Origin of the sequence: Cellulophaga omnivescoria (genome assembly GCF_027915275.1) — a bacterium.
In the GTDB taxonomy this organism is placed as follows: Bacteria; Bacteroidota; Bacteroidia; order Flavobacteriales; family Flavobacteriaceae; genus Cellulophaga; species Cellulophaga omnivescoria.
Genome location: NZ_CP115819.1, coordinates 872,518 through 887,376, shown reverse-complemented (window position 1 = coordinate 887,376; position 14,859 = coordinate 872,518). Strand labels below are relative to the sequence as shown.

At 32.7% G+C, this 14,859-nt stretch carries 14 protein-coding genes; 3 read left to right on the top strand and 11 right to left on the bottom strand.

Going from position 1 to position 14,859, the window contains the following annotated elements; translation table 11 throughout:
- Positions 1-436: 436 nt before the first annotated feature.
- The 4 genes from mreC to PBN93_RS03850 form a co-directional block, all read right to left on the bottom strand.
- On the bottom strand, positions 437-1,249 hold the full coding sequence (gene mreC / locus PBN93_RS03865) for a rod shape-determining protein MreC (protein ID WP_271081476.1): 813 nt from the start codon (positions 1,247-1,249) through the stop codon (positions 437-439).
- Between the two features lie 65 nt (positions 1,250-1,314).
- Positions 1,315-2,343, bottom strand: coding sequence for a rod shape-determining protein (locus tag PBN93_RS03860; protein ID WP_013620356.1), 1,029 nt, complete (start codon positions 2,341-2,343; stop codon positions 1,315-1,317).
- Between the two features lie 56 nt (positions 2,344-2,399).
- Positions 2,400-3,932, bottom strand: coding sequence for a bifunctional phosphoribosylaminoimidazolecarboxamide formyltransferase/IMP cyclohydrolase (gene purH / locus PBN93_RS03855; RefSeq protein ID WP_075694514.1), 1,533 nt, complete (start codon positions 3,930-3,932; stop codon positions 2,400-2,402).
- Positions 3,933-4,027: 95 nt separating this feature from the next.
- Positions 4,028-4,480, bottom strand: a complete 453-nt coding sequence (locus PBN93_RS03850) for a GAF domain-containing protein (protein ID WP_075694513.1) — start codon at positions 4,478-4,480, stop codon at positions 4,028-4,030.
- 177 nt (positions 4,481-4,657) lie between these two features.
- Between PBN93_RS03850 and PBN93_RS03845 the strand changes: the two genes are divergently transcribed.
- The 3 genes from PBN93_RS03845 (at position 4,658) to PBN93_RS03835 (ending at position 7,795) form a co-directional block, all read left to right on the top strand.
- Positions 4,658-5,062 (top strand): HYC_CC_PP family protein, encoded by a 405-nt coding sequence (locus tag PBN93_RS03845; protein WP_271081475.1) that lies wholly within the window; start codon positions 4,658-4,660, stop codon positions 5,060-5,062.
- 118 nt (positions 5,063-5,180) lie between these two features.
- Positions 5,181-7,430, top strand: a complete 2,250-nt coding sequence (locus tag PBN93_RS03840; protein ID WP_271081474.1) for a TonB-dependent receptor — start codon at positions 5,181-5,183, stop codon at positions 7,428-7,430.
- Positions 7,431-7,441: 11 nt separating this feature from the next.
- Entirely contained in the window at positions 7,442-7,795 is a 354-nt protein-coding gene (locus PBN93_RS03835) for a heavy-metal-associated domain-containing protein (RefSeq protein ID WP_271081473.1), read from the top strand.
- Positions 7,796-7,865: 70 nt separating this feature from the next.
- Here the strand turns inward: PBN93_RS03835 and groL are convergent, their stop codons facing one another.
- From groL to miaB, 7 genes are all read right to left on the bottom strand, one after another.
- Complete coding sequence (groL, locus tag PBN93_RS03830; RefSeq protein ID WP_077398954.1) at positions 7,866-9,497, bottom strand: chaperonin GroEL; 1,632 nt, start codon at positions 9,495-9,497, stop codon at positions 7,866-7,868.
- Between the two features lie 107 nt (positions 9,498-9,604).
- Positions 9,605-9,883, bottom strand: a complete 279-nt coding sequence (locus PBN93_RS03825; RefSeq protein ID WP_013620349.1) for a co-chaperone GroES — start codon at positions 9,881-9,883, stop codon at positions 9,605-9,607.
- A 139-nt stretch (positions 9,884-10,022) separates the two neighbouring features.
- Entirely contained in the window at positions 10,023-10,370 is a 348-nt protein-coding gene (gene secG / locus PBN93_RS03820) for a preprotein translocase subunit SecG (RefSeq protein ID WP_077398952.1), read from the bottom strand.
- 3 nt (positions 10,371-10,373) lie between these two features.
- Complete coding sequence (locus tag PBN93_RS03815) at positions 10,374-11,558, bottom strand: hypothetical protein (RefSeq protein WP_271081472.1); 1,185 nt, start codon at positions 11,556-11,558, stop codon at positions 10,374-10,376.
- A gap of 4 nt (positions 11,559-11,562) precedes the next feature.
- Positions 11,563-12,093 (bottom strand): LptE family protein, encoded by a 531-nt coding sequence (locus tag PBN93_RS03810; RefSeq protein WP_077398948.1) that lies wholly within the window; start codon positions 12,091-12,093, stop codon positions 11,563-11,565.
- A gap of 4 nt (positions 12,094-12,097) precedes the next feature.
- Positions 12,098-13,378: a sigma-54 interaction domain-containing protein gene (locus tag PBN93_RS03805; RefSeq protein WP_271081471.1), complete on the bottom strand. Its 1,281-nt coding sequence runs from the start codon at positions 13,376-13,378 to the stop codon at positions 12,098-12,100.
- Positions 13,379-13,383: 5 nt separating this feature from the next.
- Positions 13,384-14,826 carry a tRNA (N6-isopentenyl adenosine(37)-C2)-methylthiotransferase MiaB gene (gene miaB / locus PBN93_RS03800; RefSeq protein WP_271081470.1) on the bottom strand — a complete coding sequence of 481 codons (1,443 nt, stop codon included), beginning with the start codon at positions 14,824-14,826 and terminating at the stop codon, positions 13,384-13,386.
- Positions 14,827-14,859 lie beyond the last annotated feature (33 nt).

Sequence of the window (14,859 nt, the reverse complement as noted above, 5' to 3'; positions counted from 1 at the left end):
ACTTTCTTTAAAATTAGTAACAAATTACTGAAACTAAAAATTTCTAGAGAAAAGAAAATTAAATGATGGAATAATATTAACAAAGCTATAAAAGTAACCTGTTGTAATGTAGTGGTGGAAGTCATTTTAAAGTTTTGAAAATCGTAGTTAACACCAAAACAAAAACGCATAATACCAGATCTTAAGTAAGCAATTGTAAGGCAGGACGCTGTGTGTATTGCCATTGTGTCTGAGAAAAAATCTATGGTAAGACCAAATAAAAAACTAACAATAAGTAAAATAGATTTATTTTCTTTTACAGGGTACCAATAAAAAAATAATATATAAACCATAGGGTTTATAAAACCTAAAAAGTTTAGGTTGTTAAAAACTAGTACTTGCGCAAGAACAAGAAAGAAAAACCTAATAATATGTATGGTAAATTTATTATTTAGCATTATTTAATTTTCTTTTCTAATTCTTTAATTTCTACAATATCTTTGTTTTTTATTATGTACACGTTTTTAATATTTGCCATATCCTGAAAAAGGCTAATATTAATGTGGTAAACATTCTCTGATTTTTTTAAACTATAGTTTTTAATTACTCCTATAGGTATGTCTTTTGGAAAAATACTAGAGCTAGCACCGGTTACAACTGTGTCTCCTATTTTTAGTTTAACTAGTCTAGGTATATCTGTAAGTTGCGCGGTATTAAAATCTTTAGTGTCCCAAGTTAAAGAGCCAAAATATGCTTCGTTTTTAAGTTTAGCGTTTATTGTAGATTTGGTATTTAAAATACTTTGCACTAAAGAAAAGTTGTTAGATGTATGGTCTACAATACCTAAAATACCATTAGATGTTATAACACCCATATCTTCTTTTATGTTTTGGTTTTTACCTGCATTTATGGTAATGTAATTTTTAGATAGCGAGTAACTATTTTTTATAACATTAGCAGTGACTATATTGTAGGTAGAAGAAGAATCAGTTTTTATACTGTCTGGAGCAACAATGTTTTTATTAAAAAGTAAGTTGCGTAGTCTTTTATTTTCCTCTAATAAAGTGTTGTTTTCTTTTTGTAAAGAAAAATATGTAGATATGTTAGTAGACGTTTGGTAAATATTGCCAGTTAGCCAACTAGAAGAATTTAAAAATTTAGATTGATGATAAGAGTTTGCTTGTACAGTAAATCCCAACGCAATTAGTAATAAAAAAACATACAGCAGTCCGTTTTTGTTTTTTATTAAAAAGTTGATAATTTGTTGCATTCATTTTACATATTTGGCGGTATAAACTTAAGCTTATACTTATGTTATAAAAACATCCTAATTAATTATTTAATTAGGATATTCTTATAACGTTCTAAGTTTTTAAGCGCAATACCTGTTCCTCTAACAACTGCACGTAAAGGATCTTCTGCTATATATACGGGTAAATCTGTCTTTTGGGATAACCTACGGTCTAATCCTCTTAACATAGATCCACCACCAGCTAGGTAAATACCTGTATTATAGATGTCTGCAGCTAATTCAGGCGGAGTTTGTGATAAAGTTTCCATTACCGCATCTTCAATTCTTAAAATAGATTTGTCCAAAGCTTTAGCAATTTCTCTGTAAGAAATAGACACTTGTTTTGGTTTACCTGTTAATAAATCTCTACCTTGTACAGACATTTCTTCTGGCGGCTCTTGTAAATCTTCTGTAGCAGAACCTATTGTTATTTTAATGTTCTCGGCTGTACTTTCGCCAACATATAAGTTGTGTTGTGTTCGCATGTAATAAATAATGTCATTTGTAAATACATCACCTGCAATTTTTACAGACTTATCACAAACAATACCACCTAGTGCAATAACAGCAATTTCTGTTGTACCACCACCTATATCTACAATCATATTACCTTTAGGCTGCATAATGTCTAATCCAATACCAATAGCTGCAGCCATAGGTTCATGAATTAAATAAACCTCTTTACCGTTTACACGTTCACAAGATTCTTTTACTGCTCGCATTTCTACTTCAGTAATACCAGAAGGAATACAAACAACCATACGTAATGCAGGCGGAAACCATTTCTTTTTTAATGCCGGTATGTTTTTAATAAACATATTTATCATTTTTTCCGAAGCATCAAAATCTGCAATTACACCATCTTTAAGTGGTCTAATTGTTTTTATATTTTCATGGGTTTTACCTTGCATCATATTGGCATCTTTACCAACTGCAATTATTTTTCCGCTAATTCTATCTCTAGCAACAATAGAAGGGCTATCTACAACAACTTTGTCTAAATGTATTATTAGTGTATTAGCTGTTCCAAGATCTATAGCTATCTCTTCTGTAAAAAAATCAAAAAATCCCATGTATTATAAATTGGTTTCTGGACTAAAAGTAAGTTTAATCGACGAATGTAACAAAATTAATGTTTAAAATGACGTGTGCCAGTCATTACCATAGAAATTTTGTTTTCATTGCAATAATCTATGCTTAATTGGTCTTTTATAGAACCTCCAGGCTGTATAACACTTGTAATACCATTATTTCCTGCAATTTCTACACAGTCTGGGAAAGGAAAAAATGCGTCACTAGCCATAACAGCTCCGTTTAAATCAAAATTAAAAGACTTTGCTTTATGTATTGCCTGGTTTAAAGCATCTACCCTAGAGGTTTGTCCTGTACCACTAGCGCATAATTGTTTTCCTTTGGCAAGTACAATCGTGTTAGATTTTGTATGCTTACATAATTTAGATGCAAATAGTAAATCTTCAATTTCTTCTGCTGTTGGTTTTTTGTCTGTTGCATTTTGCAAATCTGCAGCAGTATCAGTTTTATGATCTTTATCTTGTACTAGTACACCATTTAAACAAGTTCTTACCAATGTTTCTGGTAAGGCTACATCATTCTGCACTAAAATAATTCTGTTCTTTTTACCTTTTAATACTTCTAAAGCATCTGCTGCATAGCTAGGAGCTATAACAACCTCACAAAATAATTTGTGTATTTCTTCTGCAGTTGCAAGGTCTATTTCTTTGTTAGCTATTAATACCCCACCAAAAGCAGAAACAGGATCGCCAGCTAAAGCATCTACATATGCTTGGTGTAAAGTACTTCTAGAGGCTAAACCACAAGCATTATTATGTTTTAAAATGGCAAACGTAGGTTCATCATTTTTAAATTCACCCATTAAGTTTACAGCAGCATCTACATCTAATAAGTTGTTGTAGCTTAGTTCTTTACCGTGTAATTTGTTAAACATTGCTTCAAAATCTCCAAAAAAGAATCCTTTTTGGTGCGGATTTTCTCCGTAGCGTAAAACTTTACCGTTTGTTTCACTAATTTTTAAAACTGTTTCTTCTTTGTCTTTGTTAAAGTAGTTAAATATAGCAGTATCGTAATGAGAAGATACATTAAAAGATTTGGCAGCAAAACGCTTACGATCTTCTAAAGTAGTTGAGCCATTACCAGTAGTAATTATATCTAAAACCTCACTGTAATCTTCCATAGAAGAAACGCAAAGTACATCTTTAAAATTTTTGGCAGCAGCTCTAATTAGAGAAATACCACCTATATCAATTTTTTCAATAATGTCTTGCTCAGGAGCACCACTTGCAACTGTTTTTTCAAACGGGTATAAGTCTACAATTACAATATCTAACTGAGGAATATCAAACTCAGCTAACTGTGCTTGGTCGTTCTCATTTTCTTGTCTGTTTAAAATACCACCAAAAACTTTAGGGTGTAGTGTTTTTACGCGTCCTCCTAAAATAGATGGGTAGCTAGTTACATCTTCTACAGGTATAACATCAATTCCTAATTCTTTAATAAATTTTTCTGTGCCTCCAGTAGAATAAATTGTTATTCCTAGTTCGCTAAACTTTTTTACTAAAGGTTCTAAACCGTCTTTATGAAAAACAGAAATTAATGCCGATGTAGCTTTTTTTGTGGTACTCATTTTATGTGCTTATTGTTAAAAGATTGAATAAGGACACAAAAGTAATTTTTTTGCGATTAAGAACGGCAATGGTTTATTAACAAAAACGTAAAGTTTTAAAGAATTTTAGCAACTTCTGCGCATACAAACTCTAAAAAGTCTTCATCTTCTTTAGAAAAAGGGTCTGGTGTATTAGAGTCTATATCTATTTGGCCAATATTTTCTCCGTTAACAAAAATGGGAATTACTATTTCGGCTTTTACAGTTATACTACAAGCTATATAGTTGTCTTGAGCTTGTACATCTGGTACAACAAAATTTTTGTTAGAAACAGCAACTTGCCCGCAAATACCTTTGCCAAAAGGAATAATTACATGATCTGTTGGTTCTCCTACGTACGGACCCAATTTTAATTCGTTTTTGTCACCATTTTTAAAATAAAAACCTACCCAGTTGTAGTAGGGTACGTTTTCTTCTAATAATTCACAAATAGCTAAAAGACTTTGGTCTTTGTTGCCTTTATTGTCTTCTATAATCTTTAGAACTGATGGTTTTAGATCTTGTAACATTTGCTGTAAGCTAAAAATTTTGTGCAAAAATATACCTTAATTTTTAAATCTGCATTATTATTTATTTTAATAAAGTAGTTTTTAAATAACAAAACTTACAGTGCATACCACATTTAACGTTGGTTTGGCAACCTAAAGTGTGTAAATATTAGTTTTTTATTTACTTTTGTTATTGTAATGAAACAACTACTACATAAAATAACAACTTTTGCACTTGCTTTTTTAGTGCTTATTTCTACAGTATCCTTTGCTGTAGAAAAGCATTTTTGTTGTGGTGAGTTAGTTTCTGTATCTGTTTATCCAGAAGATTTTGGTTGCGGAGAAAGTGCTTTTATACAAACAGAAAACACTACAGAAGACAGCTGTTGTAAAGGTATTTTAGAGGCCGTAAAGGGCCAAGATAGATTAACATTTGGTACAGATAAAAAAGAGAAAGTAATAACACAGTATGTTGTTACTTCAATTTTAAATTTAGTCACTAGTAATGTAAGTGTTTTAGAACAAAAAACTAGTGAAAAAAAATACGCACCACCACTTCTGGTGCAAAATATACAGGTTGCTCATCAGGTTTTTATAATTTGATTTTTTTATAACTGATTATCATTTTACAACATAATACTATTACTGCATTATGTTGAGAAAGTTTGTGTTCTATAAACTTTTAAAATATGTTTTAAGTTTTAAAAAATCGATTTAAAAAATGAGAAAAATAATATTTATTCTTCTTTTACTACCAATTTTTAATTTTGCACAGGACAAAGTTAGTGGCGTAATAAATGAAGAGACTGCTAGTGGTGAAATAGTGCCTTTGTCTGGTGCAAATGTGTACTGGCATAATACTAGTGTAGGTGTAATTACTGGTACAGACGGTACTTTTACTGTGCCTTACAAAAAAGAATATTCTAAATTAATAATTAGTTATGTTGGGTTTAAGACAGATACCCTTAATATAGCTAAGCCGGGTAATATAGCTCATACATTAAAGTCTGTAAATACATTAGATGAGGTTACAATAACGGCAAAAAAAGAGGCTACAACTAAACTTTACTTAAAGGCAGAAAACACTATGGTGGTTAGTAGTGATGAGCTTTTAAAAGCTGCCTGTTGCAATTTATCTGAGAGTTTTGAGACAAATCCATCTATAGATGTAAATTTTGCAGATGCTGTTTCTGGTACAAGGCAAATTAAAATGTTAGGTTTAACTAGTCCGTATATATTAATTGCAACAGAAAATATACCATCTGTACGTGGTGCATCACAAGCATATGGGTTAAGTTTTATACCTGGTACCTGGGTAGAGAGTATACAAATTACCAAAGGTATGGGCAGTGTTATTAATGGGTATGAGAGTATAGCCGGACAAATTAACGCAGAGCTAAAAAAGCCTATTACAGATGACGCCTTGTTTGTAAACCTTTATGCTGCAAGCAGTGAGCGTTTGGAGTTAAATACTCATTTTAACACTAAGGTTAGTGATAAATGGAGTACTGGTTTGTATGTACATGGTAATAGGCACAACAAAAAACATGATGTTAATAATGATGGTTTTATGGATATGCCATTGTATAACCAAGTTAATATTATGAACAGGTGGCAGTATATAGATATGGAAAAAGGAATTGGATCCTTTTTTAATATTAGGTACCTAAATGATGAAAAACAGACGGGAGAGTTAGATTTTGATCCAGATGCAGATAAGCTAACTAACAATGTTTGGGGAAGTGAAATTAATACAGAGCGTTTAGATTTTTCTGCAAAGTTTGGCTATGTTAATCCAGAATTACCTTGGCAAGTTTTAGGTGCGCAGTTTGCTGTAAGTAACCACAAGCAGGATTCTTATTTTGGTTTAAATGTGTATGATATAGAGCATAGTAGTGTATATTCTAACATTAATTACAATTCTATAATAGGAGACTCTAGACATAAAGTTAAAACCGGGATTAATTTTACATATGATAAGTATGATGAGTTAGTACTTACAGATAATTATGCGCGTATAGATAACTCTATAGGAGGGTATTTTGAGTATGGTTTTGATAATTTAGAAAAGCTAAACATTACAGCGGGAGTACGTGTGGATAACCATAACAGACTTGGATTTTTTGTAACTCCAAGATTTCATTTACGTTATTCTCCTTGGGAAAAATCTGCTCTTAGAGCTTCTTTTGGTAGAGGTAAGCGTACTGCTAATATTTTTGCCGAAAACCAACGTATGTTTGCTACTGGCAGAACTATTAATATTGAAGATGCTGGTGGTAATATTTATGGTTTAGACCCAGAAATTGCCTGGAATTATGGAGTGTCTTTTTTGCAAGGCTTTAATTTATTTGATAGGAAAGGAGATATTTCTGTAGATTTTTACAGAACAGATTTTCAAAATCAGATAGTGGTAGATTGGGAAAACCCGCAAGAGGTTAATTTTTACAATTTAGAAGGAGATAGTTACGCTAATAGTTTTCAGACAGAATTAAACTACAATGTTGTTGGTAATTTAGATTTACGGGTTGCTTACAAGTTATACGACATTAAAACACAATACAAATCTGCAAAATTAGAAAGATCTTTAACACCTAAGCATCGTTTTTTTGCAAACGCATCATACCAAACAAAAGGCCACGGTTTTATTAAAAAATGGAAATTTGACGCTACTTTTAACTGGCTAGGGACACAGCGTTTTTCATCTACAGAAAGTAACCCGCAACAATATCAGTTGCCAGAATACTCTCCAGAAGTAGCTACTTTAAATGCGCAAATTACTAAGGTGTTTTCTCCTAAGTTTGAGGTGTATGTAGGAGGAGAAAATATAACTAACGTTAGGCAAAGTATGCCAATTGTAGGGGCAGATAATCCTTTTGGCTCTAATTTTGATACTACATTTGTATACGGGCCAGTTTTTGGAAGTATGTATTACGCAGGATTGCGATTTAAAATAAATAAGTTTAAAAAATAAATATAAAAATTATGAAAAAAATAGCTGTTATTGTAATGATGTTGTTTGCTTATGTGTCTTTTGGGCAAAACAAAAATGCAAAGGCAAGTTTAGAAGTAAATGGTGTGTGCTTAATGTGTAAAGAACGCATAGAAAAAGCCTGTGTGAAAACCAAGGGTGTTAAAAGTGCTATTTGGAATGTAAAAACGCATGAGCTTAAAGTAATTTATGATGAGCGTAAAACAAATTTAAACGCTATAGAGAGTAGCGTTGCGGCTGTAGGTCATGATACTAAAAACCTAAAAGCTCCAGATGAAGTTTACAACAGTTTACACGCGTGTTGTTTTTACAGAAATAAAGATGTGCAAGAAGAACATAAAGAATAGTTTAAATACTTTATATAAAAAACGCTCCAATGAAAATTGGAGCGTTTTTAGTATTCTTATCTTTTGAAGATTACATCATACCTGGCATACCACCACCCATTGGAGGTGCAGCAGCAGGTGTATCTTCTTTAATGTCTGTTAATGCACATTCTGTAGTTAAGATCATACCAGATACAGAAGCAGCGTTTTCTAATGCAACTCTAGTTACTTTTTTAGGATCTATAATACCAGCTTTAAGCATATCTGTATAAGTTTCAGACTTAGCATCGTAACCAAAATCTCCTTTACCTTCAATAACTTTAGCAACAACAACAGAGCCTTCTCCGCCAGCATTTTCTACAATTGTACGTAATGGAGCTTCTATTGCTCTAGCAACAATTTGTAAACCAGTTTCTTCGTCTGCGTTCTCTGCTTTTATTTTAGATAAAACAGCTTTAGCTCTAACTAAAGCAACACCACCACCAGCAACAATACCTTCTTCTACGGCAGCTCTTGTAGCGTGTAATGCATCATCAACTCTATCTTTTTTCTCTTTCATTTCTACCTCAGATGCAGCACCAACATAAAGTACAGCAACACCACCAGCTAATTTAGCTAAGCGCTCTTGTAGTTTTTCTTTATCGTAGTCAGATGTAGTAGTCTCTATCTGAGATTTAATTTGGTTAACTCTTGTGTTAATTGTAGCAGCATCACCAGAACCATTTACTATAGTAGTGTTATCTTTATCTATAGATACTTTTTCACAAGTACCAAGCATATCTAAAGTAGCGCTTTCTAAAGAGAAACCTCTTTCTTCAGAAATAACTGTACCACCAGTTAAAATAGCAATATCTTCTAACATTGCCTTACGTCTATCTCCAAAACCAGGAGCTTTAACAGCAGCAATTTTTAAAGATCCACGTAACTTATTAACTACCAAAGTAGCTAAAGCTTCTCCGTCTACATCTTCAGAGATAATTAATAATGGTTTGCCAGACTGAGCTACAGGTTCTAATACTGGTAAAAGATCTTTCATTGCAGATATTTTTTTATCAAACAATAAAATATATGGGTTCTCTAACTCAGCAACCATTTTTTCAGAATCTGTTACAAAGTAAGGAGAAAGGTAACCTCTGTCAAACTGCATACCTTCTACAACATCTACATAAGTATCTGTTCCTTTAGCTTCTTCTACAGTAATAACACCCTCTTTACCAACTTTACCAAAAGCTTGTGCAATTAGTTCGCCAATAGTTTCGTCGTTGTTTGCAGAGATAGATGCAACTTGTTTAATTTTATCAGATGAATCTCCAACTTTTTTAGATTGTTTAGCAAGGTCTTCTACAATAGCTTCTACAGCTTTGTCTATACCTCTTTTTAAATCCATTGGATTTGCACCTGCAGCAACGTTTTTAAGACCTTCTTTTACTATAGATTGTGCTAAAACTGTAGCGGTTGTGGTACCGTCACCAGCTAAATCGTTAGTTTTAGAAGCAACTTCTTTAACCATTTGTGCTCCCATATTTTCTAAAGGATCTGCAAGCTCTATTTCTTTAGCTACAGATACACCATCTTTAGTTACTGTTGGTGCACCAAATGATTTGCTAATAATTACGTTTCTTCCTTTTGGGCCTAATGTTACTTTTACTGCGTTTGCTAAAGCATCTACACCTCTTTTAAGGCCGTCTCTAGCTTCAATGTCAAATTTAATATCTTTTGCCATTTTTGTTTATATGTTTTTAAGTTTAGTCTTTAGTAAGCAACTAAAGACACAAGTTTGATTATTAATTTAGAGCTAAAAGCCTTAGGCAATTAGCAAATAGCTGTTTTTTAGATAATAGCTAAAATGTCGCTTTCTCTCATCATTAAATAGTCAGAACCTTCTAACTTTAACTCTGTACCAGCATACTTACCGTAAAGTACAGTGTCGCCAATTTTTACAGTTATTTTTTCATCTTTTGTTCCTGGGCCAACAGCAACTACTTTACCTTGTTGAGGTTTTTCTTTAGCAGTGTCTGGAATTATTAATCCAGAAGCTGTTTTAGTTTCTGCTGCCATCGGTTCAATTAGCACTCTATCTGCCAATGGTTTAATGTTAACTTTAGCCATATTTTATGATTTTTAATATTAATTTTTCTGCAGTTACATAGGCAGAAATTGTGCCATAGCGTAAAACTGACAAGTTGTAAAACAAAAAATGCCAGCTTGTCATAAGCTGGCATTTTTAATATGTTTTAACGGTACGTTCTTAATTAATACTATCTGTTAAATTAGTATCTGTACTTGTAGGAGCTTGTGTGTTTGTTACGGGAGCTTCTGTACTTTTTTCTTGTAATAATTTAGAGTCAGAGTTGCCACCTTTACCTGGTAATGCAACATTAGACATTAAAATTAATACAACTAGTAACGCAGCTAAAGTCCAAGTACTTTTATCTAAAAAATCCCCAGTCTTTTTAACTCCACCAACTACTTGGTTGCCACCGCCACCAAAAGAAGAAGATAAACCACCACCTTTTGGGTTTTGTACCATAATTACCAACATTAGTAAAAGTGATACTATAATAATAAGAACTAAAAATATTGTAAACGTACTCATCTGTTATATGTTTTCTTTTTGAATTTTTTCTACCGATTTTATTCGGTTTGCAAAGAAACTACTTTTTTCTGGATATTTCAAACTTAAAATCTTATAAGCTTGAATTGCTTTTTTGTATTTTTTTTGTTCTAAATACACCTTAGCAAGTGTCTCGGTCATTAGTTCGTCTTTATTAAGTTTTACCGAACTGGAAATATCTACCTTGGTTTCTATGTTTTTTGCTGGAGTAATTTTAGGATTTGTTTTTATAAACTTATCTATTAAGTCAAACTTCTTATTTTTTTTTTGCTTTGGTTCTTTTTTTTCTAAAGAAGTTTTGGGTGCTTTATTTTGTTTTAAGTCTGCCTTAGTGTTTAAAGGCGTAACTTTCTCTATTTCTTTTTCTTCTTGGGCTTGTTCTTTTACTTCTTCCTTTTTTGTTGTTGGTTTAGGGTTTGTGAGTTCTAGCCATTGTGCAAAAGAGTATTTTTCGTTTTTTGTAAAGTGTAAAGGTGCGCCAATATTTAATTTTTCAGCTTCAGTTTTTTCTTCTTCAAGCTTTTCTGTTGGTATAACGAGTGTGTTTTTCTCAGTAGTATTCTCAAAAGCATCTTCTTTGCTTTTAATCTCTAACTCTTCATTAGCAATAGAAATTTCTAATTCATCCTTTACTTCAGTTTCTGTTATGGATGTGCTTGTTTTTTGAGTTGTTTCTGGGTTTGCTTGTTGTATTTCAACTTCAGGTGATTTTTCAATAGCCTCTTTTGTTTCTTCTTTTTTGGTGACTTCTTTAGTTTCAAAAAGCGAATCATCTAAAATCTTTTCCGCGTCATTTATGTTTTGTGGTAAAGGATTATCTTCACTTTCTTCTAACATATTAGGAGGAGAGGCAACTTCTTCAGAAATTACATTCAACTTTTTAAGATTAGCATTTTCTCTAATCTCCTTTACAGTAGTTGTATTATTTAAAAATTCTGGTGATGTAATAAAATCAAATAAAACATCTCTGTTTGCTGTGTGTGCAGCAGTAACCTTTAGTGCGTTATTGTATTTAAAACTATTAGTGTTTTTTAGTCCTTTTAAATGTATAGCGCGTGCGGCTTGAAAATATGGGTAGTCTGTAATAATTTCTTCAAGCTGATTTATTTGTGCTACAGAACTAATACTTTCTGGTTTTTGTAGTAAATATGTAAAATCTGTTACTTTCATAAAACTACCAGTCTGCTAATGATTTGCTAAAAATATCTTGTGTAATACGCTCAAATAGTTCTGCGTGTGCTTCAGATTTTACAGATGCTAATAAAGAGTTTGCATCATAATCGTAAAAGAATGAAAAACGCTGTTCAAAATCCGAGTCTTCTTTTGTTTTATTGTAAAAACGTACATTAACCGTCATTGTTAGCCTGTTTTGTGCGGCAGTTTGTGCCGCTGTAGCTGTCATAGGAGAAATACGGTATTCTACAATTTCACCTTCGTACACTAAATCTCCGTTAGATGGAGTTAGACTAAGGCTAGTTTGACTTCCTAATAAATCTTGTAAGGCATTTGTAAAGTCTCTGTCTAAACCTGGTTCTACTGTAGACCCTGGGCTTTGCGAAGCATAATTTTGAAAAAAGTTTACCTGAAAAGATTTTGCGTCTCCAGTGCTACCACCGGTAAAATTGTATCCAACACTTTTTAGTCCGCAGGCTTGTACAGTACAAACTATAAGTAGTATTGCAAAAATGTTTTTTATGTTTTTCATCAAATTATAAATCAAACTGTTTTATTTTTCTATATAAAGTACGCTCAGAAATTCCTAATTCTGCAGCAGCGGCTTTTCTTTTCCCTCTGTTTCTTTCTAAAGATTTTTTAATTAGCTCTATTTCTTTGTCTTGTAAAGATAGCGTTTCTTCCTCTTCTATTTCTTCTGCAAAATGGTATTTATCATCTTGTGGTAATATAGGAGAAATAACTTCCTCTCTTTCTCTAGTTGGGTTAGGTAGGTGTAGTATTTCTGATGGTGTGCTTTCTGCTTCTTCAAAAGCGTCATCATCATGATCGCCGTATATTTTTTGTATTAAATGTTCATTTTCTTCCTGTACTTTTTCACTATCGTTATTTTTCATTAACTCTAGTGTTAATTTTTTTAGATCGTTTAGATCTGCTTTCATATCAAAAAGAACTTTGTATAAAATTTCTCTTTCATTGCTAAAATCGCTCTCTTTTTTTTCTTGATTTACAACAGCAGGTAAATTGGTATTTCCTCCGTTTGGCAAGTAAGAGTGTAGGGTAGTGGCAGAGATATTACGATCTGATTCTAAAACAGAAACTTGTTCTGCAACATTTCGTAATTGTCTTATGTTACCAGCCCAGCGGTATTTTTGTAGTATTTGCACAGCATCATCAGACAAACGTATTGTTGGCATTTTGTATTTCTGACTAAAATCTGATGCAAATTTTCTAAAAAGTAAATGAATATCTTCTAAACGCTCTCGTAAAGGCGGAAGGTTTATTTCTACAGTGCTTAACCTATAGTACAAATCTTCTCTAAATCTATTTTTTTTAATAGCTTCAAACATATTTACGTTTGTAGCAGCAACAATACGTACATTGGTTTTTTGCGTTTGTGAAGAGCCAACTTTTAAAAATTCGCCGTTTTCTAATACACGTAGCAAACGTACTTGTGTTGTTAAGGGCAACTCTCCAACTTCATCTAAAAAAATGGTGCCGCCATCTGCAACTTCAAAATATCCTTTACGGGTAGTTGTAGCACCTGTAAAGGCTCCTTTTTCATGGCCAAAAAGTTCACTGTCTATTGTGCCCTCTGGAATTGCACCACAGTTTACAGCAATATATTTTGCGTGTTTTCTATGAGATAATGAGTGTATTATTTTAGGAATAGACTCTTTACCAACACCACTTTCACCAGTAACTAATACAGAGATATCTGTAGGTGCAACTTGTATCGCTTTTTCTATAGCTCTATTAAGTTGTACATCGTTCCCAATAATTTCAAATCGTTGTTTTATTGCTTGTACAGATTCCATGATATTTAATTTTTTACAATACTACCTAAAAGGGTTCCTGTTGTGCAATCTTCAATTTTTACATTTACAAACGTTCCTACTTGGCTACCCTCTTCTTTAGGGAATACAACAACAGCATTTTGCGAGTTTCTTCCCATCCAATGTTCTGTAGATCTTTTAGATTCTCCTTCAATTAAAACTTCATCAATTTTACCTAAACGTTGTTGTAGTCTGTAGCCAGAGTGTTGTCTTTGTAATGCTATAATTTCTGCTAATCTTCTTTTTTTGTCAGCTTCAGGTACATCATCTTCTAGTTTACGTGCAGCCATTGTACCTGGTCTTTCAGAATAAGAATACATATAGCCAAAATCGTACTTTACGTACTCTAATAAAGAAAGTGTGTCTTTATGGTCTTCTTCAGTTTCTGTTGGGAAGCCGGCAATCATATCTTGTGAAATAGCACAATCAGGAATAATTTGTCTAATATTATCTATTAATGTAAAATATTCTTCCCTGGTGTGTAAACGGTTCATAGCTTTTAAAATTCTATCGCTTCCGCTTTGTACTGGTAAATGTATGTGTTTGCAAATGTTATTATACTTGGCCATTGTTTTAACCACGTCTAACGTTAAGTCTTGTGGGTTAGATGTAGAAAAACGAATTCTCATTTTAGGCTGTGCAACCGCAGTCATCTCTAGTAAACTTGCAAAATTAACAGCCGTTGCTTTTTGCATTTCTGTAGCTTGATTAAAATCTTTTTTTAATCCGCCACCATACCATAGGTAACTGTCTACATTTTGTCCTAAAAGAGTTATTTCTTTATAGCCTCTGTTCCAAAGATCATTTACTTCTTCTAAAATAGATTGTGGCTCTCTACTGCGTTCTCTACCACGTGTAAAAGGTACAACACAAAACGTACACATATTATCGCAACCGCGAGTAATAGATACGTAAGCAGAAATTCCGTTTGTATTTAAACGTACAGGAGCAACATCACCATAAGTTTCTTCTTTAGATAAAATTACGTTTATTGCATTACGGCCTTCGTCTACTTCCTTAATTAAGTTAGGTAAATCTTTATAGGCGTCTGGACCTACAACCATATCTACAATTTTTTCTTCTTCTAAAAATTGACTTTTTAAGCGCTCTGCCATACAGCCTAAAACTCCAACCTTTAAATGTGGTCTTGTTCTTTTAACGGCATTAAATTTCTCTAACCTTTTGCGTATGGTTAGTTCTGCTTTTTCTCTAATAGAGCAAGTATTAACTAAAACAAGATCTGCATCTTCTAATACCTTGGTAGTGTTAAAGCCTTCTTTTGATAAAATAGAAGCAACAATTTCACTGTCAGAAAAATTCATAGCGCAACCATAACTTTCTATGTATAGTTTGCGCGTGTTATCTTTTTTGTTCTTTAGAGTTAAAGAATTACCCTGTATTGTTTCGTCTATTACTTTCTCTTCTGCCATATCTAAATCTACTACTAGCTTGTAAAAGCACAA

What these genes read in the sequence shown, in the direction of transcription:
- mreC (WP_271081476.1), bottom strand. Translation starts at nt 1,249, where the DNA reads ATGCAACAAATTATCAACTTTTTAATAAAAAACAAAAACGGACTGCTG.
- PBN93_RS03860 (WP_013620356.1), bottom strand. Translation starts at nt 2,343, where the DNA reads ATGGGATTTTTTGATTTTTTTACAGAAGAGATAGCTATAGATCTTGGA.
- purH (WP_075694514.1), bottom strand. Translation starts at nt 3,932, where the DNA reads ATGAGTACCACAAAAAAAGCTACATCGGCATTAATTTCTGTTTTTCAT.
- PBN93_RS03850 (WP_075694513.1), bottom strand. Translation starts at nt 4,480, where the DNA reads ATGTTACAAGATCTAAAACCATCAGTTCTAAAGATTATAGAAGACAAT.
- PBN93_RS03845 (WP_271081475.1), top strand. Translation starts at nt 4,658, where the DNA reads ATGAAACAACTACTACATAAAATAACAACTTTTGCACTTGCTTTTTTA.
- PBN93_RS03840 (WP_271081474.1), top strand. Translation starts at nt 5,181, where the DNA reads ATGAGAAAAATAATATTTATTCTTCTTTTACTACCAATTTTTAATTTT.
- PBN93_RS03835 (WP_271081473.1), top strand. Translation starts at nt 7,442, where the DNA reads ATGAAAAAAATAGCTGTTATTGTAATGATGTTGTTTGCTTATGTGTCT.
- groL (WP_077398954.1), bottom strand. Translation starts at nt 9,497, where the DNA reads ATGGCAAAAGATATTAAATTTGACATTGAAGCTAGAGACGGCCTTAAA.
- PBN93_RS03825 (WP_013620349.1), bottom strand. Translation starts at nt 9,883, where the DNA reads ATGGCTAAAGTTAACATTAAACCATTGGCAGATAGAGTGCTAATTGAA.
- secG (WP_077398952.1), bottom strand. Translation starts at nt 10,370, where the DNA reads ATGAGTACGTTTACAATATTTTTAGTTCTTATTATTATAGTATCACTT.
- PBN93_RS03815 (WP_271081472.1), bottom strand. Translation starts at nt 11,558, where the DNA reads ATGAAAGTAACAGATTTTACATATTTACTACAAAAACCAGAAAGTATT.
- PBN93_RS03810 (WP_077398948.1), bottom strand. Translation starts at nt 12,093, where the DNA reads ATGAAAAACATAAAAAACATTTTTGCAATACTACTTATAGTTTGTACT.
- PBN93_RS03805 (WP_271081471.1), bottom strand. Translation starts at nt 13,378, where the DNA reads ATGGAATCTGTACAAGCAATAAAACAACGATTTGAAATTATTGGGAAC.
- miaB (WP_271081470.1), bottom strand. Translation starts at nt 14,826, where the DNA reads ATGGCAGAAGAGAAAGTAATAGACGAAACAATACAGGGTAATTCTTTA.